15 protein-coding genes are annotated in these 17,775 nt (G+C 72.8%); 4 read left to right on the top strand and 11 right to left on the bottom strand.

All coding sequences use genetic code 11. From position 1 onward, the window contains the following. Nucleotides 1-103: 103 nt before the first annotated feature. From HNQ01_RS10590 to ruvB, 3 genes are read left to right on the top strand one after another with little or no spacing between them, the layout of a single operon-like run. Nucleotides 104-775: a response regulator gene (locus tag HNQ01_RS10590; protein ID WP_173805404.1), complete on the top strand. Its 672-nt coding sequence runs from the start codon at nucleotides 104-106 to the stop codon at nucleotides 773-775. Between the two features lie 21 nt (nucleotides 776-796). Next, on the top strand, nucleotides 797-1,375 hold the full coding sequence (gene ruvA / locus HNQ01_RS10585; protein ID WP_173805403.1) for a Holliday junction branch migration protein RuvA: 579 nt from the start codon (nucleotides 797-799) through the stop codon (nucleotides 1,373-1,375). A 59-nt stretch (nucleotides 1,376-1,434) separates the two neighbouring features. Beyond that, nucleotides 1,435-2,514, top strand: a complete 1,080-nt coding sequence (gene ruvB, locus HNQ01_RS10580; protein WP_173805402.1) for a Holliday junction branch migration DNA helicase RuvB — start codon at nucleotides 1,435-1,437, stop codon at nucleotides 2,512-2,514. A gap of 6 nt (nucleotides 2,515-2,520) precedes the next feature. Here ruvB and HNQ01_RS10575 read toward each other — a convergent pair whose 3' ends face one another. From HNQ01_RS10575 to HNQ01_RS10535, 9 genes are read right to left on the bottom strand one after another with little or no spacing between them, the layout of a single operon-like run. After that, nucleotides 2,521-3,198 carry a histidine phosphatase family protein gene (locus tag HNQ01_RS10575; RefSeq protein WP_173805401.1) on the bottom strand — a complete coding sequence of 226 codons (678 nt, stop codon included), beginning with the start codon at nucleotides 3,196-3,198 and terminating at the stop codon, nucleotides 2,521-2,523. Between the two features lie 11 nt (nucleotides 3,199-3,209). Continuing rightward, nucleotides 3,210-3,845: a YbhB/YbcL family Raf kinase inhibitor-like protein gene (locus HNQ01_RS10570; RefSeq protein ID WP_173805400.1), complete on the bottom strand. Its 636-nt coding sequence runs from the start codon at nucleotides 3,843-3,845 to the stop codon at nucleotides 3,210-3,212. 50 nt (nucleotides 3,846-3,895) lie between these two features. Then, nucleotides 3,896-4,219: a DUF1840 domain-containing protein gene (locus HNQ01_RS10565; RefSeq protein ID WP_173805399.1), complete on the bottom strand. Its 324-nt coding sequence runs from the start codon at nucleotides 4,217-4,219 to the stop codon at nucleotides 3,896-3,898. A 57-nt stretch (nucleotides 4,220-4,276) separates the two neighbouring features. Further along, a complete protein-coding gene (locus tag HNQ01_RS10560; RefSeq protein ID WP_173805398.1) occupies nucleotides 4,277-5,035 on the bottom strand; it encodes a lysophospholipid acyltransferase family protein in 759 nt (252 codons plus the stop codon). 15 nt (nucleotides 5,036-5,050) lie between these two features. Beyond that, nucleotides 5,051-6,343, bottom strand: coding sequence for a dihydroorotase (locus HNQ01_RS10555; protein ID WP_173805397.1), 1,293 nt, complete (start codon nucleotides 6,341-6,343; stop codon nucleotides 5,051-5,053). Next, on the bottom strand, nucleotides 6,340-7,302 hold the full coding sequence (locus HNQ01_RS10550; protein ID WP_173805396.1) for an aspartate carbamoyltransferase catalytic subunit: 963 nt from the start codon (nucleotides 7,300-7,302) through the stop codon (nucleotides 6,340-6,342). The genes HNQ01_RS10555 and HNQ01_RS10550 overlap by 4 nt, the downstream gene beginning before the upstream one ends. Beyond that, nucleotides 7,302-7,811: a bifunctional pyr operon transcriptional regulator/uracil phosphoribosyltransferase PyrR gene (pyrR, locus tag HNQ01_RS10545; RefSeq protein ID WP_173805395.1), complete on the bottom strand. Its 510-nt coding sequence runs from the start codon at nucleotides 7,809-7,811 to the stop codon at nucleotides 7,302-7,304. The genes HNQ01_RS10550 and pyrR overlap by 1 nt, the downstream gene beginning before the upstream one ends. 4 nt (nucleotides 7,812-7,815) lie before the next feature. Beyond that, nucleotides 7,816-8,286 carry a Holliday junction resolvase RuvX gene (gene ruvX, locus HNQ01_RS10540; protein WP_173805394.1) on the bottom strand — a complete coding sequence of 157 codons (471 nt, stop codon included), beginning with the start codon at nucleotides 8,284-8,286 and terminating at the stop codon, nucleotides 7,816-7,818. Further along, entirely contained in the window at nucleotides 8,283-8,864 is a 582-nt protein-coding gene (locus HNQ01_RS10535) for a YqgE/AlgH family protein (protein ID WP_173805393.1), read from the bottom strand. The genes ruvX and HNQ01_RS10535 overlap by 4 nt, the downstream gene beginning before the upstream one ends. Before the next feature lie 34 nt (nucleotides 8,865-8,898). Here HNQ01_RS10535 and HNQ01_RS10530 point away from each other — a divergent pair, with 34 nt between their 5' ends. Further along, nucleotides 8,899-10,398, top strand: a complete 1,500-nt coding sequence (locus HNQ01_RS10530) for a cryptochrome/photolyase family protein (protein WP_173805392.1) — start codon at nucleotides 8,899-8,901, stop codon at nucleotides 10,396-10,398. An 8-nt stretch (nucleotides 10,399-10,406) separates the two neighbouring features. Here HNQ01_RS10530 and HNQ01_RS10525 read toward each other — a convergent pair whose 3' ends face one another. Further along, nucleotides 10,407-11,501 carry a GGDEF domain-containing protein gene (locus HNQ01_RS10525; RefSeq protein WP_173805391.1) on the bottom strand — a complete coding sequence of 365 codons (1,095 nt, stop codon included), beginning with the start codon at nucleotides 11,499-11,501 and terminating at the stop codon, nucleotides 10,407-10,409. 12 nt (nucleotides 11,502-11,513) lie between these two features. Continuing rightward, nucleotides 11,514-17,759 carry a hybrid sensor histidine kinase/response regulator gene (locus tag HNQ01_RS10520; RefSeq protein WP_353621683.1) on the bottom strand — a complete coding sequence of 2,082 codons (6,246 nt, stop codon included), beginning with the start codon at nucleotides 17,757-17,759 and terminating at the stop codon, nucleotides 11,514-11,516. Between the last annotated feature and the right edge of the window lie 16 nt (nucleotides 17,760-17,775).

The raw sequence follows: 17,775 nt of genomic DNA, 5'->3' as shown, positions 1-17,775 counted from the left end.
GTCATTTTCGTAACCAGTTCCGCCACGGGGCTCCAGCCGGCCCGGCGGGGTTCACACTCACGTCCGATCGAACGAACCGCCGCTGGCTGCCCGAGGAAAGACCATGAAAACGATCCTGCTGCTCGAAGACCTTCCCGAAATCCGCGCCTGGCTGCGCGCCCTGGTGATGCAGGTGTTTCCCGGCTCGACGGTGGTCGAGTCGGCGCGCGTGCACGACGCGCTGCAGCAGGTCGCCGCGCAGCGCTTCGACCTGGCGATGATCGACCTGGGCCTGCCCGACGGCTCCGGCGTGAAGGTGGTGCAGGCGCTGCGCGAGGCCCAGCCCGACGCGCAGTCGGTGGTGGTGACCATCCACGACGACGACGACCACCTGTTCCCGGCGCTGCAGGCCGGCGCCTACGGCTACCTGCTCAAGGAGCAGCCGCGCGAGCAGCTGATGGAGCATCTGCAGCGCATCAGCCAGGGCGAGCCGCCGCTGTCGCCGTCGATCGCGCGCCGGATGATCTCCTACTTCTCGGCGCAGGCGAACAAGCCGGCACTGCAGCCGCAGCAGACCCAGGACCAGCTGATCCCGAACGTGCAGCTCACCGAGCGCGAGCGCGAGGTGCTGCTGCGGGTGGCCAAGGGCTTCACGCTGCCGGAGATCGGCGTGCAGCTGGGCCTGTCCCGCCACACCATCGCCGACTACGTCAAGCAGATCTACCGCAAGCTCAACGTGAGCTCGCGCGCCGAGGCGGCGCTGGAGGCGCAGCGCCTGGGCCTGTTCCGGCGCTGAGGCGCTCGCATAATCGCGTCCATGATCGGACGACTCACCGGAACCCTGGCGGAGAAATCCCCGCCGCTCGTGCTCATGGATGTCGGCGGCGTCGGCTACGAGGTCGACGTGCCGATGAGCACCTTCTGCAGCCTGCCGCACCTGGGCGAGCGCGTCACGCTGCACACCCACATGGTGGTGCGCGAGGACGCGCAGCTGCTCTACGGCTTCCTGACGCTGGAGGAGCGCGAGACCTTCCGCGAGCTCATCCGCATCAGCGGCGTGGGCCCGCGCATCGCGCTGGCGGTGCTGTCGGGCATGAGCGCGCAGGAGCTGGCGCAGGCGGTGAGCCAGCAGCAGCCCGGCCGCCTGGTCAAGGTGCCCGGCATCGGCAAGAAGACCGCCGAGCGCCTGCTGCTCGAGCTCAAGGGCAAGCTCGCACCCGACCTGGGCGTGCCCGCAGGCGCGGTCGTGACCAGCGACGCGCAGGCCGACATCGTCCAGGCGCTGGTCGCGCTGGGCTACAGCGACAAGGACGCGGCCGCGGCGATCAAGGCGCTGCCCGCCGACATCGGCGTGAGCGACGGCATCCGCGCGGCGCTGAAATCACTGGTGAAATAGACAGTCCTGCGCACGGTTTCCGGCCGGTCGTCGGCCGGCTTTGACGGACAATTCCGCGCATGGCCATCCAGACCGACGACTTCGCCGCACCCCCGAAACGCATCGTCAGCGCCGCTGCCGGCACGCCCCAGGAAGAAGCCCTGGAACGCGCGCTGCGCCCGAAGCTGCTGGGCGAGTACATCGGCCAGGCGCGTGCGCGCGAGCAGCTCGAGATCTTCATCGGCGCGGCCCGGAAGCGCCGCGAGGCGCTCGACCATGTGCTGCTGTTCGGCCCGCCGGGGCTGGGCAAGACGACACTGAGCCACATCGTCGCCGCCGAGCTGGGCGTGAACCTGCGCCAGACCAGCGGCCCCGTCCTCGAGAAGCCCAAGGACCTGGCCGCGATCCTGACCAGCCTCGAGAAGAACGACGTGCTCTTCATCGACGAGATCCACCGCCTGAGCCCGGTGGTCGAGGAGATCCTCTACCCGGCGCTGGAGGACTACCAGATCGACATCATGATCGGCGAGGGGCCGGCGGCGCGCTCGATCAAGCTCGACCTGCAGCCCTTCACGCTGGTGGGCGCCACCACCCGCGCGGGCATGCTGACCAACCCCTTGCGCGACCGCTTCGGCATCATCGCGCGGCTGGAGTTCTACACGCCCGAGGAGCTCTCCCGGATCGTCACCCGCTCGGCCGGGCTGCTGGGCGCGCCGATCGACGCCGAGGGCGCGATGGAGCTGGCGCGGCGCTCGCGCGGCACGCCGCGCATCGCCAACCGGCTGCTGCGCCGAGTGCGCGACTACGCCGAGGTCAAGGGCGACGGCCGCATCGTCAAGACGGTGGCCGACCGCGCGCTGACCATGCTCGACGTCGATCCGGTCGGCTTCGACCTGATGGACCGCAAGTTCCTGGAGGCGGTGGTGCACCGCTTCGACGGCGGCCCGGTCGGGCTGGAGAACGTCGCCGCCGCGATCGGCGAGGACGCCGGCACGATCGAGGACGTGATCGAGCCCTACCTGATCCAGCAGGGCTACCTGCAGCGCACCCCGCGCGGCCGGGTGGCCACGCTGGCGGCCTGGCGTCACCTGGGCGTGACGCCGCCGCAGCGCGCCGGCCTGGTCAGCGGCGGCACCGACCTGTTCGGAGACGGCGCGTGACCGCGCTCAGGACAGGCTGTGCGCCGGCGTGAGGCCGCGGCCGCCATCGCTGCTTTCCTCGAGGGTGTCGCCTTCGAGGTGCTGGATGTCGCCCCAGCCGATCATGGTCAGCCGCTCGCCGGTGAACAGCAGGCGGTTGATGCTGGCGTTGCCGAGCTGCCAGGTGCGGGGCGCCTCGATGGGCATGCCGCAGGCGGCGCGGTACAGACAGTCGAGCACGCCGCCGTGCGCCACCAGCACCACCGTCTCGCCGGGGTGAGCCGCCGCCAGGCGCTGGGCGGCATCGACCGAGCGCTGGTAGAAGACGCGCAGCGACTCGGCGCCCTCGGGCTCGAAGTCGGGTTCTCGCGACTTCCAGCGCCGGACCAGGTCCGGGTGGATCGCCTCGATCTCCGCGACGGTGCGGCCCTGGAACAGGCCGAAGCGCCGCTCGCGCAGGCCCTGGTCGTGAATGACCGGCAGACCGGTGCGCAGCGAGATGGCCGCGGCGGTGTCGGCGGCGCGGACCAGGTCGGAGGCGTAGATCGCCGCGATGTCCTCGCCGGCGAGCGCCTCGGCGACCCGCCCGGCCTGCCAGCGGCCGGTGTCGTTGAGCGGAATGTCCAGCTGGCCCTGGATGCGGGTGTCGACGTTCCAGGCGGTCTCGCCGTGACGGATCGCGAGGATGCGGGTGCCGTGGCCCATGCCGCGCTTCCTCAGGCGCCCGCGCCGAGGCGTCGGTTCAGCGTGTAGCTGCCGGTGATCGCGGCCTGGCCGAGCACATGGCCGGCGATCGCCTCGCGCACCTGCGCGCCGGTGAAGGCGCCCTCGACCGGGCAGCGCGCCAGGTCCAGCGCGTACAGCGTGAAGACGTAGTGGTGCACCAGGCTGTCGTTGAACGGCGGGAAGGGGCCGTCGTAGCCGAAGTACTGGCCCGACATGTCGGCGTTGCCGGCGAACCAGCCGGTGTAGTCGTTCAGGCCGTGGCGCGCGCCGTGCAGCGTCTCGGGGCCGGCCTTGCCGCGGGCGGTGAAGCCCTGGCTGAACTCGCCCTCGGCGATCTGCGCCAGCGTCGGCGGCAGGTCGACCATCACCCAGTGGAAGAAGTCCACGCGCGGCAGGTCGGCCGGCACCTCGCGGTCGGTCTGGTTGACGTCGTCGCCGCGGCTGGGCACGTCCGGATCGTGGCAGACCAGCACCAGGCTCTTCGTGCCGGCGGGCAGGTCGCTCCAGGCCAGGTGCGGGCTGACGTTGTCGGAGAAGGTGACGATGCCGGCGTCGTCGGGGCGGCCGGCGGCGAAGCGGGCGGGAATGGCGGCGCCGTCGGTCAGGCTGTCGCTGCGGAGTTGCATGGGAGCGGTCTTCCTTGCGGGTTCGGGGACGCGGGGAGCGAGGGGCGCGCTCAGACGCCCCAGACGATGTCTTCCTCGGCGGCGGCGCAGCGCCGCATCATGTCGATCAGCGGCCAGACGCGCTGGCGCAGGCTCACGCCCTTCGGGGCCGGCAGCGTGCGGCCCTCGGCGGCGGCCTCGGCCTCGGCGCGGCGGCGCGCCTCCTCCTCGTCGAGCACCGCCGCCTCCAGCACGGCGATGGCCTGCGGCATCTGCGCCGGCTGGAAGATGCCCTGCGGCGCCGGCTCGCGGCCGAGCAGGCGCATCAGCCGGTCGCCGACATCGGAGGTCATGATCACGTCGCCGGACGCCTTGGAGCGGAACTTGTAGAGCATGGTCGGACTTTCTCGAGCGGTTCGTCGTTGCCGGATCCGGTCGATTCTGCCCGAGGCTCAGGCCGGCGGCGTGTCGGACGCGATGCCGAGCGCCGCGGCGATGCGCGCGCGCAGGGCCTGCGACAGCGCGCGGCGGTCCAGGCCGGCGGGATCGATCGGCGCCAGGATGCCCACGCGCACCTCGATGGCGTCGGCGCAGGCGATGCGCCACAGGCTCTGCAGCAGCGTGGTGTCGCCGATGTAGGCCGCCGCCGGACTCACCGGATGGCCGGGCTCGGAGAAGCGCAGCGCCAGCGGCTGCACCGGCACGCCGGTGGTGACTGCCGCCTGCAGCAGGTTGGCGTGGAAGGGCAGCAGCTGGTGGCCGTCGGAGGTGGTGCCCTCGGGGAAGAAGGCCACCGTGTCGCCGGCGGCCAGCGCCTCGGCCGACTGGTGCACCACCCGCAGCGCGTCGCGCTTGCTCTCGCGCTCGATGAAGAGCGTGCCGGCGGCCGTGATCAGCCAGCCCAGCACCGGCCAGGCCTTCACGTCGGCCTTCGAGACGAAGCGCGCCTGCGGACAGACCGCATGCACCGCGGTGATGTCCAGCCAGGAGACATGGTTGGCGGCGATCAGGTGCGCGCCCGGCGCGAAGCGGCCGTCCGGCCGCAGCCGCAGGCCCAGCAGCGCCAGCAGCCGCGCCGACCACCACTGGATGCGGGCGCAGCGATGCGCGGCGCTGGCACCGTCGAACTCCCGCCAGGCGACCCAGACGCCGTGCAGGATGTGCACCAGCACCCGGCCGAGGCGCCAGACCGCCCTCAGGCTGCGCAGCACGCGGACCGCCCGGCGTCAGCGCAGCTCGTGCGCGACGGTGCCGGCGACCAGCGTCGCGCGCACCCGGCCCGGCAGCGCCATGCCGGTGTCGGCGAAGGCGAACGGCGTGTGCTTGCCCTGGCTGTGCAGCACGTCGGGCGTGACCGGCCAGGTCTCGTCCGGATCGAAGACGCAGACATCGGCCACGCCGCCCTCGACCAGCCGGCCGGCGCTCGACGCCAGCGAGCCCAGCGCATCGCCCAGAACCCGCACCGGGTCCGAGGTGACGCGCGCCAGCGTCTGCGCCAGCGACAGCTCATGGTCCCGGCCCCACTTCAGCGCCAGGCTGAGCAGCAGCTCCAGGCCGGTCGCGCCCGGCTCGGCCTCGCCGAAGGGCAGCGTCTTGGCGTCGCCCTCGACCGGCGTGTGGTCGGAGACCAGCGCGTCGATCGTGCCGTCGGCCAGACCGGCGCGCAGCGCGTCGCGGTCGCGGCCCTGGCGCAGCGGCGGCGTCAGGCGCATGGCCGAATTGAAGTAGCCGATGTCGACATCGGTCAGGTGCAGCGAGTTGATGCTGACGTCGGCGGTGACCGGCAGGCCCTCGGCCTTGGCCTGGCGCACCAGCTCGACGCCGGCGGCGCTCGACAGGCGGCACAGGTGCACCCGCACGCCGGTGGCGCGCATCAGCTCGAAGATGGTGTGCAGCGAGATCGTCTCGGAGGCCACCGGCACGCCCGACAGGCCCAGCCGGGTCGCGACCGCGCCGCTGGCGGCCACGCCCTTGCCCAGCCACGGATCGACCGGTCGCAGCCACAGCGACAGGTTGTGCGAGGACGCGTACATCATCGCGCGCTGCAGCACCAGGGTGTCCTTGATCGCCGCCTCGGCCTGCGAGAAGCCGACGCAGCCGGCGGCCGTCAGCTCGGCCATCTCGGTCAGCGCCTCGCCCTTCAGGCCGCGGGTCAGCGCGCCCAGCGGGAACAGCCGGCACAGCGAGAGCTTGCGGGCGCGGAACTTCAGCATCTCGACCAGGCCGGGCTCGTCGAGCGCAGGATCGGTGTCGGGCGGGCAGACCAGGCTGGTCACGCCGCCGGCCGCCGCCGCGTTGAGCTCGCTCTCGAGCATGCCGCGCTCGCGCAGCCGCGCGGCCAGGTCGACCAGGCCGGGCGCGACGACGCAGCCGCGTGCGTCGAGGGTGCGGCTGGGATGGAAGTCGGTCGGCACCGCGCCGATGGCGACGATGCGGCCGGCGGCGATCGCCACGTCGGCGATCTCGTCGCGGCCCGAGGCCGGATCGACGACGCGGCCGTTCTGGATCAGGATCTTCATGCTTCGTTCCCCGCGATGATCGACATCACCGCCATGCGCACCGCGATGCCGAAGGTGACCTGCGGCAGGATCACGCTGTGCCGGCCGTCGGCCACCGCCGAGTCGATCTCGACGCCGCGGTTGATCGGACCCGGGTGCATCACGATGCAGTCGGGCGCGGCCAGCGCGAGCTTCTCCTCGGTCAGGCCGTAGCTCTTGAAGTACTCGCCGGCGCTGGGCAGCATCGCGCCGCTCATGCGCTCGTTCTGCAGGCGCAGCATGATGATGACGTCGGCATCGCGGATGCCCTCGGCCATGTCGTGGTGGACCTGCACGCCCATCTCGGACAGGTTGCCCGGCACCAGCGTCTTCGGGCCCACCGCGCGGATCTCGGGCACGCCCAGCGTGGTCAGCGCATGGATGTCCGAGCGCGCCACGCGGCTGTGCACGATGTCGCCGACGATCGCCACCCGCAGCCTGGTGAAGTCCTTCTTGTAGTGGCGGATGGTGTACATGTCGAGCAGCCCCTGGGTGGGGTGCGCGTGGCGGCCGTCGCCGGCGTTGACCACATGGACATGCGGCGCGCAGTGCTGCGCGATCAGGTAGGGCGCGCCCGACTCGCTGTGGCGCACCACGAACATGTCGGCATGCATCGCCGACAGGTTGGAGATGGTGTCGAGCAGGCTCTCGCCCTTGGAGGCGCTCGACTTGGCGATGTCGAGGTTGATCACGTCCGCCGACAGGCGCTTGGCGGCGATCTCGAAGGTGGTGCGGGTGCGGGTCGAGTTCTCGAAGAACAGGTTGAACACCGACTTGCCGCGCAGCAGCGGCACCTTCTTGACCTCACGGTCGTTGACCGCGAGGAAGGTGCTGGCGGTGTCGAGGATGTGCGTCAGCACCGCCCGGGGCAGGCCCTCGATCGACAGCAGGTGGATCAGCTCGCCGTGCTTGTTGAGCTGGGGATTGCGGCGCGAGAGCATCAGCGGGTCTCCTGGGTGTCGCGGACCGTGAAGCGGAAGCGGCCGGCCTCGTCGCGGTCGAGCGCGATCTGCTGCGTGGCCGGCAGCGCGATGCGCGCGGCGGCGAAGGCGGCCTGGATCGGCAGCTGGCGACCGCCCCGGTCGACCAGCACCGCCAGCCGGACCGAGGCCGGGCGGCCGAAGTCGAACAGCTCGTTGATGACCGCGCGCGTCGTGCGGCCGGTGTAGAGCACGTCGTCGATCAGCACGATCGGGCGGCCGTCGACGCTGAACGGCAGGTTCGTCGCGTCGGTGGTCGAGCCCAGGCCGCGCGAGCCGAAGTCGTCGCGGTGCAGCGTGCTGGAGATGACGCCGTGCGGCGTGGCCAGGCCGAGGTCGCGCTGCAGCCGCTCGGCCAGCCAGGCGCCGCCGGACCACACGCCGACCAGGACGGCCTCGGGCTCCAGCAGCCCCCGCACGCCGGCGAGCAGCTCGCCGTAGAGCGCCTCGGCATCGAGATGCAGACTCATGGAATCAATCCTTCGGTGGGTTCGTTTCTTCGGGGTCTTGTTCTTGCGGCGGCGCGAGCGCGGCGGCGCGCGCGGCCCGGTCGAGCTCGTCGAAGTGCTGCGTCAGCAGCAGCGCCGCGGCCGAGGCATCGGCATCGCGCACGCCCGCAGCCAGCACCTCGGTGGTGCTGTAGCGCTCGTCGACCTCGAACACCGGCAGGCCGAAGCGGCCCTGGAGCTGGCGCGCGAAGCGCTGCGCGCGGCGGGTGTTCTCGTGGTCGGCGCCGTCCGGATGGCGCGGCACACCGACGACCAGCGCGTCGGGGCGCCACTCGCGGATCAGCGCCTCGATCGGCGCGAAGCGGGCCTGGCCCTCGGCGGCGATGGTGCGGAGCGGCGAGCCGCGTCCGAGCAGCCGGCTGCCGCTGGCCACCCCGGTGCGGCGCAGTCCGTAGTCGAAGGCCAGGTAGGTCTCGGGCGGGCGCGGCGCGGTCATGCGTGCCCCGCCTCCTGGGCCAGGAAGCCGGGATCGATGCCCAGCAGCGACAGCGCGCGCTGGTAGCGCCTCTCGACCGGCGTGTCGAAGATGATGGACGGATCGGCGTCGACCGTCAGCCAGCCGTTGCGCGAGAGCTCGTCCTCGAGCTGGCCGGCGCCCCAGCCGGCGTAGCCCAGCGTGATCAGCACCCGGCGCGGGCCGTTGCCGCCCGACAGCGCCTCGAGCACGTCGCGGCTGGTGGTCATCGCCAGGCCGCCGGGCACCAGCAGCGACGAGGCGTAGGCCGCCGCGTCGTCGGCCGGGCGGTCGTGCAGCACGAAGCCGCGCTCGGTCTGCACCGGACCGCCGAAGTAGACCGGCGTGGCCGCCAGGTCCTCGCGCTCCAGCGCCATCTCGACCCGCTCGAACAGGTTGGCGATCGTGATGTCGATGGGCTTGTTGATCACCAGTCCGAGCGCGCCACGTTCGGTGTGCTCGCACAGGTAGACGACCGAGCCGGCGAAATGATCGTCGCCCATGCCGGGCATGGCGATCAGGAACTGGTTGGTGAGATTGATGCTGCCGGGGACGGACATGGCAGGGATTGTAGCGATCGCGCACACTGCGCAGATGCCCACGCGACTGCCCCCCTCCCCCTCGCTCGACCCGGTCGACCGGGCGCTGGTCTGGCTGCGCCGCGACCTGCGCGTCGACGACCATGCCGCGCTGCACCGCGCGCTGCGCCAGGCCCGCCAGGTCTGGTGCGTCTTCATCCTCGACACCACGATCCTGGCCGGCCTGCCCCCGGCCGACCGCCGCGTCGAGTTCATCTGGCACGCGCTGCACGAGCTCGACCGGCGGCTGCGCGCGCTCGGCGGCGGCCTGATCGTGCGCCAGGGCGACCCGCGCGAGGAGATCCCGCGGCTGGCGAAGGCGCTGCATGTGCAGGCCGTGCATGTCGCGCGCGACCACGAGCCCGCCGCGATCGCGCGCGACGCGAAGGTGCGCGGCGCGCTGGCCGACGCCGGCATCTCCTTCCTCAGCTGGAAGGACCAGGTGATCTTCGAGACCGACGAGGTGCTGACCGCCGCCGGCACGCCCTTCTCGGTCTTCACGCCCTACCGCAACGCCTGGCTGAAGAAGCTGGCCGAGGGCGGCGGCTTCTACCTGAAGGCCTATCCGGTCGAGCGTCACGCGCGCCATCTCGCCCCGGTGCCGACCGACTTCGACCTGGGCATCCCGACGCTGGAGGCGCTCGGCTTCACGCCCACCGACATGGCCGCGCGCCTGCATCCCGGCGCCTCAGGCGGCGAGCACCTGCTGCTGGACTTCCTCGAGCGCATCGACCGCTACGACAGCAGCCGCGACTTCCCCGCCATCAAGGGCCCGAGCTACCTGAGCGTGCACCTGCGCTTCGGGACGGTGTCGATCCGCCAGCTCGCGCGGCTGGCGCACGAACGCATGACGGCCGGCTCGCGCGGTGCCGAGGTCTGGCTGTCCGAGCTGATCTGGCGCGACTTCTACTTCCAGATCCTGCACCACCACCCGCGCGTCGTCGGCCACTGCTTCAAGCCGGAGTACGACGCGATCCGCTGGGAGCACGGCAAGGCGGCCGATGCGCTGTTCGAGGCCTGGTGCACCGGGCGGACCGGATACCCGATCGTCGACGCGGCGATGCGCCAGCTCGCGCAGACCGGCTACATGCACAACCGGCTGCGCATGATCACCGCCAGCTTCCTGACCAAGCATCTGGGGATCGACTGGCGCCGCGGCGAGGCCTGGTTCGCGCTGCACCTGAACGACTTCGACCTGGCCGCCAACAACGGCGGCTGGCAGTGGGCGGCGTCCACCGGCTGCGACGCGCAGCCCTATTTCCGCATCTTCAACCCGATGACGCAGAGCCGGAAGTTCGATCCGGAGGGGCGCTTCATCCGCCGCTACGTGCCGGAGCTGGCCGCGCTGGACGACGACGCGATCCACGCGCCCTGGCAGGCCCGGCCGATGGAGCGGCTGGCGGCGGGCGTCGAGCTGGGCAAGAGCTACCCCCATCCGGTAGTCGACCATGACGAGGCCCGGGCGCGCACGCTGGCGCGCTTCGACGCGGTGAAGAAGGTGGCGGCGCGGCCCTGAGGCTGCGCTCAGAACAGCTCGATCGAGCCGAACTTCATGTTGTCCTCGAGCTCGCCGGCGGCGACGAGCGCGATGTGCGAGCAGACCTGGTTGCGGCCGTGCGTCTTGCCGTAGTAGACGGCCTTGTCGGCACGGTCGAAGCAGGCCTGCGGCGTGTCGCCGGCGCGCACGTCGCTGAAGCCGACGCTGACGGTCGAGCGGCCGATGCCGATGAAGTAGTGGCTCTCGACCGCGTGGCGGAAGCGCTCGAACGCGGCGCGGGCGCCGACCTCGTCGGGCGCCGACAGCAGCACGACGAACTCCTCGCCGCCGAAGCGGTAGAGCCGGTCGTCGTAGCGGAAGGTCGCGCGCATCAGACGGGCGATCACCGTCAGCGCCTCGTCGCCGACCAGGTGGCCGAAGCGGTCGTTGATCTGCTTGAAGTGGTCGATGTCGATGACGCCGAGCCAGTAGCGGCGCGGCCCCTCCTGGCGCCGGTCCGGCACGACCGCGGCACTGTCGACCACCGAGTAGAGCCGGTGCGCGTCGACCACCGTCGCCTGCAGGAAGGTGGTGTCGAAGCTCTTGCGGTTGAGCAGGCCGGTCAGCGTGTCGCGCTCGCTGTAGTCGAGCAGCGACATGTAGTTGCCGTGCACCCGCAGCACGCAGGCCAGGAGCGTGCGCACATGGTCGCTGACCGGGCAGGACGCACGCACCTCGAGCACGCCGGCGGTGTGCATGTCGCCGGCCATCGGCAGCAGCAGCAGATGGTGGCCGCTGCGACTGTCGACGGTGCGGGTCACCTCGGCGCGCTCGAAGCACTGCCAGTGCGACGCCAAGCTGGCGATCGGCAGCGGCTCGCGCTCGTCGTCAGGGAGCTGATCGGCCACCAGCGGGGGCTCGCGCCCGGCCCGCTGGATGCCGCACAGGATCCAGAAGCGCGGGCCGTCCGGCTCGCCGATCAGCCGCCACAGCCGGGCTTCCCGAACCCCGTCGGTGTCGGACAGCGCGGCCAGCAGGGCCGAATCGATCATGACCCGCTCGCGCGTGCAGGTCATCTCGATCAGCAGGTCCAGCGGGGCTGCGATCGAGGGTGCACACCGGCTCGGGGGGTTCTGGGACATCGGGGAACTCCGTCAATGCGGAAGGGGTGCCGCTACATCGGCATGTCGACCGATCAGCCTTAGCAGTTCCTCCTCGCTGTACGGCTTGCCGAGGTAGTCGTCCGCGCCGAGTTCGTGCGCCAGATCACGATGCTTCTGCGCGATCCGGGAGGTGATCATGATGACCGGCAGCGCCGACAGCGCCAGGTCGCCGCGGATGTTGCGCAGCAGGTCGAAGCCGTCCATGCGCGGCATCTCGATGTCGGACAGCACCGCCACAGGGCGCTCGCCGGCGAGCTGCTCGAGCGCCTCCATGCCGTCCTTGGCCAGCGCGACCCGGTAGCCCTCGCGCTCGAGCAGCCGCTTGGTGATGCGGCGCACCGTGAGCGAATCGTCGACCACCAGCACCAGCGGCGCCGGCCGCACCGGCTCGACCGGCGTCGCGTCGGCCGGCATCGCCTCGGGCACCTGCATCAGCTGCTGCGCCTCGGCGCCGTAGACCGCCGCCAGCGTGACCGGGTTGTAGATCAGCGCGACCGCACCGGAGGCCAGCAGCGTCATGCCGGCCAGCCCCGGCAGGCGCGAGAGCTGCGGGCCCAGGTTCTTGACCACGACTTCGTGGCTGCCGAGCACCTCGTCGACCTGCAGCGCCACGCGCTGCTGCGCCGAGCGCACCACCACCAGCGGCAGCGTGCGCGCGCCGGCCGTCTCCAGGCTGCGGCCGCTGCCGTCGATCAGCGCGCCCAGCCAGTAGAACGGCAGGTTCAGGCCGCCGTACTGGTAGTGGCCCTCATGCGCGGCCTGCAGCACCTGCTCGGCGGGCTGGCGCTGCACCAGCTCGACCAGGTTGGACGGCACGGCGATCGAGCGCGTGCCCGCGCGCAGCAGCACCACCTGCGTGACCACCGTCGTCAGCGGCATCACCAGGCGGAAGCGCGTGCCACGCCCCGGCCGGCTGAGGATCTCGATGCGCCCGCCCAGCGCCTGCACCTCGGACTTGACGACATCCATGCCGACGCCGCGGCCGGCGACCTCGGTCAGCACCGACACCGTCGACAGGCCCGGCGCGAAGATCAGGTTGGCCAGCGCCGACTCGTCGAGCCGGTCGGCCTCGGCGACCAGGCCCATCTCGATGGCGCGCTGGCGGATGCGCGGCAGGTCCAGCCCGGCGCCGTCGTCGCGGATCTCGACGCTGACCTCGTTGCCTTCCTGCTCGAGCGTGATGACGATGCTGCCGGTCGGGTCCTTGCCGGCGGCCTGGCGCTGCTCGGGCGGCTCGATGCCGTGGGTGACGCAGTTGCGCAGCAGGTGCTCGAAGGCGGCGTTCATGCGGTCGAGCACGCCGCGGTCGACCTCGATCGAGCCGCCGACGATGTCGAAGCGCACCTGGCGGCCGGTCTCCTTCGCCGCCAGCCGCACGACGCGGTACAGGCGCTCGGACAGGCTCTCGAACTCGACCATGCGGGTGCGCAGCAGGTCGCCCTGCAGCTCGCGGGTCAGCCGGGCCTGCGCGGCGAGCTCGTCCTCGGCGGTCTGCAGCGTGCGCTGCAGCGCGCTGCGCACCGTGGCCACGTCGTTGACCGACTCGGCCATCATGCGGGTGAGCTCCTGCAGCCGGGTGTAGCGGTCGAGCTCGAGCGGATCGAACTCCTGCGCGGCCGCGCGCGCGGCCTCCTTGCGCGACTCGAGCTGGGTGTCGGCCTGCAGCGTCACGTCATGGAGCTGGCGGCCCAGGCGCTCGAGGTTGTCGGTCAGGTCGCCCAGCGAGCCGCGGATCTGGCCCAGCTCGGACTCGAGCCGCGAGCGCGTGATGCTGACCTCGCCGGCCAGGTTGACCAGCCGGTCCAGCAGCGGCGCCCGCACCCGCAGCGGCTGCGGATTGACCGGCGAGCGGTCGACCGGCGCCGGCGTCGCCGGCAGCGCGGCGGCGTCGGCCAGCCAGGCGCTCCAGTCCAGCGCCTCGCCCGGACGGATCGGCTCGGCCGCCGACGCCGGTGTCGGGGCCGGGGCCGGGGCGGACGCCGGCAGGTGCGCGGCCCGCTCGGCCGGCGTGTCGGCCAGCGAGATCATCGCCGCCGCAGGCGGATGGTTCGGGCGGGACGGCGCGGGCGGCGCCAGGGGGGCCGGCCGGGTCGCCCAGGACACCGTCAGCGTCGAGGGCGCGCCGGCCTGGCGCTCGCGCAGCGCCTCGAAGGCCGACGACAGCAGGTCGCCGCGGCGCGACAGCGTCGCCAGGCCGCTCTCGCCCGGCACGGCGCCGAGCGCCTCGACGGCGGACTCGAGCCGGTGCGCCATCTCGCCCAGGCGCATCGCGCCGGCCAGGCGGGCGCTGCCCTTGAAGGTGTGCAGCGTGCGCATCAGCGCCGGTGCGGGCTCGCTGCTGGCCGGATCGCGCTGCCACGCGGCGATCTGCGACTCCAGGTGCGGCAGCAGCTCCTGCGCCTCCTCGGCAAAGACCGGGAACAGGTCCGGATCGACCTGATCGACCTGGTCGATGTCGCCCTCGAACTCGTGGTCGTGCGGCGCCCGCGGCGCCAGCGCCGCCTCGAGGGCCGGCGAAGGCGCGACCGGCGCCAGCTCGCCGGGGCCGCTGAGCGGCATCGGCACGCTCATCAGCCCGTCGAGCTCGCTCAGGCGGCCACCGGCGCTGTCGATCCAGTCCTGCAGCCGCGTCGACACCGCCGGCGAGGCCGGCCGCAGGAAGCCGGCGGCGAACTGGTGCAGCAGCCGGCGGATGTCGTCGCTGACCATCACGAACAGCTCGGCGTCGCCCGCGTCGACCGCGCCGTGGCGCTGCAGGCCCTGCACCAGCTGCAGCGCCTGCTCGAGCGAGCGCGCCAGCTGCGCCAGGTCGGAGAAGCCGACGGTGGCAGAGTTGCCGGCCAGCCGGTGCGCCAGCACGACGACCTCGTCGCCGAGCGCGCGCGGCAGCTCCATCGACCACAGCGTCAGCTCGGTGCCGAGCCGGCGCGAGACCTCGTCGGCCTCGTTCAGATAGATGTTGAACAGCGGGATCTGCAGGCGCAGCGGCCCGATGACCTTGACCTGGTCGGCGTCCGGATCGCGCTCGGGCTGGGCCGCGCGCAGCACCTCGGCGCCGACCTGGGCGCGGATCTCGTCGAGGCGGATGACCTCGGCGCCGCCGGCCTCGGGCAGTGCGCCCGGCTCGCTCGGCACCGGCTCGCTCGGCACCGGCTCCTCGGCCGCGACGGACCCGGCCGGCACCACCGTCTCGGGCGGCTGGGGCATCGGCGCCGACAGCAGCGTGTCGAGCTCCAGCGGCTCGAGCACGATGTCCGGCGACGGCGGCGCGCGCAGCAGGTCGGACTCGTGCATCAGCCCGCCCGGGCGGGTCGCCGGCAGCACCAGCGTCTCGTCGATCGACGTCACCGGCGCCGGCGCGGCCGCATCGAGGTCCGGCAGCTCGAGATCGACCGGTGCCTGCGACACCAGGTCCAGCGCGATGTCGGGCTCGTCCGGCGCTGCCGGCCCGGCGGACTCGACCGGCTCGACGGGTTCGGGCGGTGCCGCGGCCTCTTCGGCCGGCGCCGGCTCCACGGGCTCGTCCAGGTCGAGCGCCAGATCCAGCGCCAGATCGACGGCGGCCGGCTGCGGCTCGGGGTCCGGCGACGGCAGCGCCGTCAGCTCCATCGGGCGCGTCGCCTGCAGCTCCTGCACCACCGGCGTCGGCGCGGCGCCGATCGGCACCTCGAGATCGACCGCCTCCACCGGCTCGCCCGGCTGCGGCGGCACCTCGGCCGGCGGGGCCGGCGGCAGCGCCGGATCGTGCGACGGCAGCGCCACGCGCATCAGCTCGCCGGCCTGGCGCATCGCCTCGGCCGCGGCGATCAGCGGCTCGGGCAGGAAGTCCTGCGCATCGCGCGCCTCGATCGCCTCGGTCCAGGCGGCGAAGTAGTCCAGCGCGTCGCCGGTCAGCGTGCGCAGGTCGTGGCTGGCCGAGGTCTGTCCGGCCAGCCAGTGGTTGTAGAGCTGCTCGCACGACCAGGCGGCCTCGCCGTAGGCGTTCAGGCCGACCATGCGGGCGCTGCCCTTGAGCGTGTGGAAGGCGCGGCGCACGCGGGTGACCTGCGCGATGTTCGAGGGCTCGCCGGCGAGCTGGCCGAGCGCATCGCGCGCCTCGGCGATGACCTCGCGCGACTCCTCGAGGAAGACCTCGCGCATCTCGTCGTCGTCCTCGAGCCCGGTCGGCGCGAAGGCCGGCGGCGCGTGCGCCACCGGCGCCTCGACCGGCCGCTCGGTCAGCGGCGGGCCCAGCGGATCGAAGTCCGGCGGCGCGGCCGCGGTGGCGGCGAAGTCCTGCACCGCGCGGGCGATCTGCTCGCGTGCGCCCGCCGGCTCGAGCTCCTGCGGCCGGGTGGCGGCCTGGTCGAGCGCCTGCTGCACCGCCTCCAGCCGCGAGGCCAGCGCCGGCTGCGCCGTCACCTGGGCGTCGCGCTGCAGCTCCTGCAGCTGCGAGGCGACCTGCTCGAGCGGCAGCACGTCGGTGCGCACCGCCTCGGCCAGCGCCTCGGCGCGCTCGATGACACCGGCGTCGACCGTGGTGCGCCCCATCAGCGGCGACAGCACGCCCAGCCGCTCGTCGAAGACGAACAGCGACTTGGCCAGCTGCGGCTGCACGTTGAGCATGTCGATCAGGAAGCCCAGCGCGCCGAGGTTGGCCGCCAGGCGCTGGAAGGCGCCCAGCGTGGCCGGATCCTTCGGCGCGTGATCGCCGTGCAGCAGCAGCTCGACGTCGGCGCGCATGCGCAGGATGGTCGCGATGCCGGCCTCCAGGCCCAGCACCGACAGCACGCCGCGCATCGAGCCGAGCTGGCCCGGCACCGCCGCGAGCAGGCCGCTTTCCTGCGGCGCGCGGAAGAACTGGTCGATCTGCCGCTCGACCTCGAGCAGCGCGCCGCGCAGCTCCTGCACCACGCTGCCCAGCGTCTGGCGGTCGCTGACGCGGCGGTAGAGCTGCTCCATCCACGGCTCGAGCGGCTGGGCCGGCTGGCCCGACAGCACATGGCGCAGCCGCTCGGCCAGCCGCTGCGCCGGCTCGGGGCCGCCGCCGTCGAAGTCGCCCTCGTCGACGGCCGCCTCGAGATAGAGCAGGCTGGTCGCGACCTCCATGCCGAGCGCGGTCTGCGGCGCGCGCGCGCCGCGCAGCGTCGTCTCGGCCGCCTCGGACAGCGCCTGCGCCAGCTCTCGCCCGCCGGCGTAGAGCCGGCTGACCGAGTCGCCGACCAGCGCGAAGGTCTCGCCGAGGTGGATGGCGCGCTGCATGTCGCCGGCCGCGACCGCGTTCCAGACCTCCTTGGCCGCCTGCAGCCGCTTGCGCGCCTGCTGCACCAGCGCCGGATCGCGCTGGCCGAACTGCGGCTCGTTGTAGTCGACCACCGGCTGCGGACGCAGCAGCCAGGCCGCATGGACCGCGCCCAGCCACGGCGCGGCCTGCCCCGGCGCCGGCCAGGCGCGGGCGCAGTGGAACAGCACGTCATGCGCGAGGCGGTCGGACACGTCCGTCTCGCCCTTGAGCCGGCCGCGCAGCTGCGCCATCAGCCGCGAGGCGGTGCGCTTGGCGAACATGTCGGGCACCAGCAGCGCCAGCGCCCAGGCCTCGAAGAAGGCCGCGGCCAGCCGCCACAGCGCCTGCTCCTCGCCGTGGCTGGCCTGGCCGAGCGCGGCGCACTCGCGCGACAGCGCCGCCGCCGCGCCCGGATGGTTCTGGCGCATCAGCACCAGCAGCGCCTTCTCGAAGCGCGCCAGCTGCGCCGCGTCGACCGCATGCGCGGGCACCTCGACGGCCGCCGGCACCGCATGCCACTGCCAGTCGCGCAGCCACAGGTCGGCCGGATGGATGCGCTCGGCGCCGGTCAGCTCCAGCAGCGTGCGCCACTGCGCGAACAGGCCGACCGCCTGCACCGGCTGGCCGGCGAGCTTGCGCGCGAGAAAGTCCAGCAGCGCGAACAGCGCGCGCTCGACCGCCTCGACCCCGGCGGCGTCCAGGCGCTGCGGCCGCGCGACGAAGCGCTGCACCAGCTGCTCGGCCGAGCGCATCACCAGCGCGGCCTCCGGCAGGTTGACCAGCTCCAGCGCGCCCACGCCCTGGTGGATCTGCTGGCGCGCCTGGCGCAGGATCGACGGATCGACATCGTCGAGGTCCGAGCCGTCGGCCGCGTCGACCTCGCGCAGATAGCGGCGCAGCGACTTCTGCGCCGCCTCCAGCGTGCGACGCAGCTCGTCATGCACCCAGGCCAGGGCGCTGAGGTCGTCGGTCACGGCAGGGTCTCGGTGC

It is taken from the genome of Sphaerotilus uruguayifluvii, from assembly GCF_013294065.1.
Classification (GTDB): Bacteria; Pseudomonadota; Gammaproteobacteria; order Burkholderiales; family Burkholderiaceae_C; genus Sphaerotilus; species Sphaerotilus uruguayifluvii.
Note: the sequence above shows the minus strand (reverse complement) of the source record. Positions and strands in the feature narration are given on the sequence as shown.

Excerpts from the sequence above, each read along its gene's own strand:
- HNQ01_RS10590 (WP_173805404.1), top strand. The coding sequence starts at position 104 with ATGAAAACGATCCTGCTGCTCGAAGACCTTCCCGAAATCCGCGCCTGG.
- ruvA (WP_173805403.1), top strand. The coding sequence starts at position 797 with ATGATCGGACGACTCACCGGAACCCTGGCGGAGAAATCCCCGCCGCTC.
- ruvB (WP_173805402.1), top strand. The coding sequence starts at position 1,435 with ATGGCCATCCAGACCGACGACTTCGCCGCACCCCCGAAACGCATCGTC.
- HNQ01_RS10575 (WP_173805401.1), bottom strand. The coding sequence starts at position 3,198 with ATGGGCCACGGCACCCGCATCCTCGCGATCCGTCACGGCGAGACCGCC.
- HNQ01_RS10570 (WP_173805400.1), bottom strand. The coding sequence starts at position 3,845 with ATGCAACTCCGCAGCGACAGCCTGACCGACGGCGCCGCCATTCCCGCC.
- HNQ01_RS10565 (WP_173805399.1), bottom strand. The coding sequence starts at position 4,219 with ATGCTCTACAAGTTCCGCTCCAAGGCGTCCGGCGACGTGATCATGACC.
- HNQ01_RS10555 (WP_173805397.1), bottom strand. The coding sequence starts at position 6,343 with ATGAAGATCCTGATCCAGAACGGCCGCGTCGTCGATCCGGCCTCGGGC.
- HNQ01_RS10550 (WP_173805396.1), bottom strand. The coding sequence starts at position 7,302 with ATGCTCTCGCGCCGCAATCCCCAGCTCAACAAGCACGGCGAGCTGATC.
- pyrR (WP_173805395.1), bottom strand. The coding sequence starts at position 7,811 with ATGAGTCTGCATCTCGATGCCGAGGCGCTCTACGGCGAGCTGCTCGCC.
- ruvX (WP_173805394.1), bottom strand. The coding sequence starts at position 8,286 with ATGACCGCGCCGCGCCCGCCCGAGACCTACCTGGCCTTCGACTACGGA.
- HNQ01_RS10535 (WP_173805393.1), bottom strand. The coding sequence starts at position 8,864 with ATGTCCGTCCCCGGCAGCATCAATCTCACCAACCAGTTCCTGATCGCC.
- HNQ01_RS10530 (WP_173805392.1), top strand. The coding sequence starts at position 8,899 with ATGCCCACGCGACTGCCCCCCTCCCCCTCGCTCGACCCGGTCGACCGG.
- HNQ01_RS10525 (WP_173805391.1), bottom strand. The coding sequence starts at position 11,501 with ATGTCCCAGAACCCCCCGAGCCGGTGTGCACCCTCGATCGCAGCCCCG.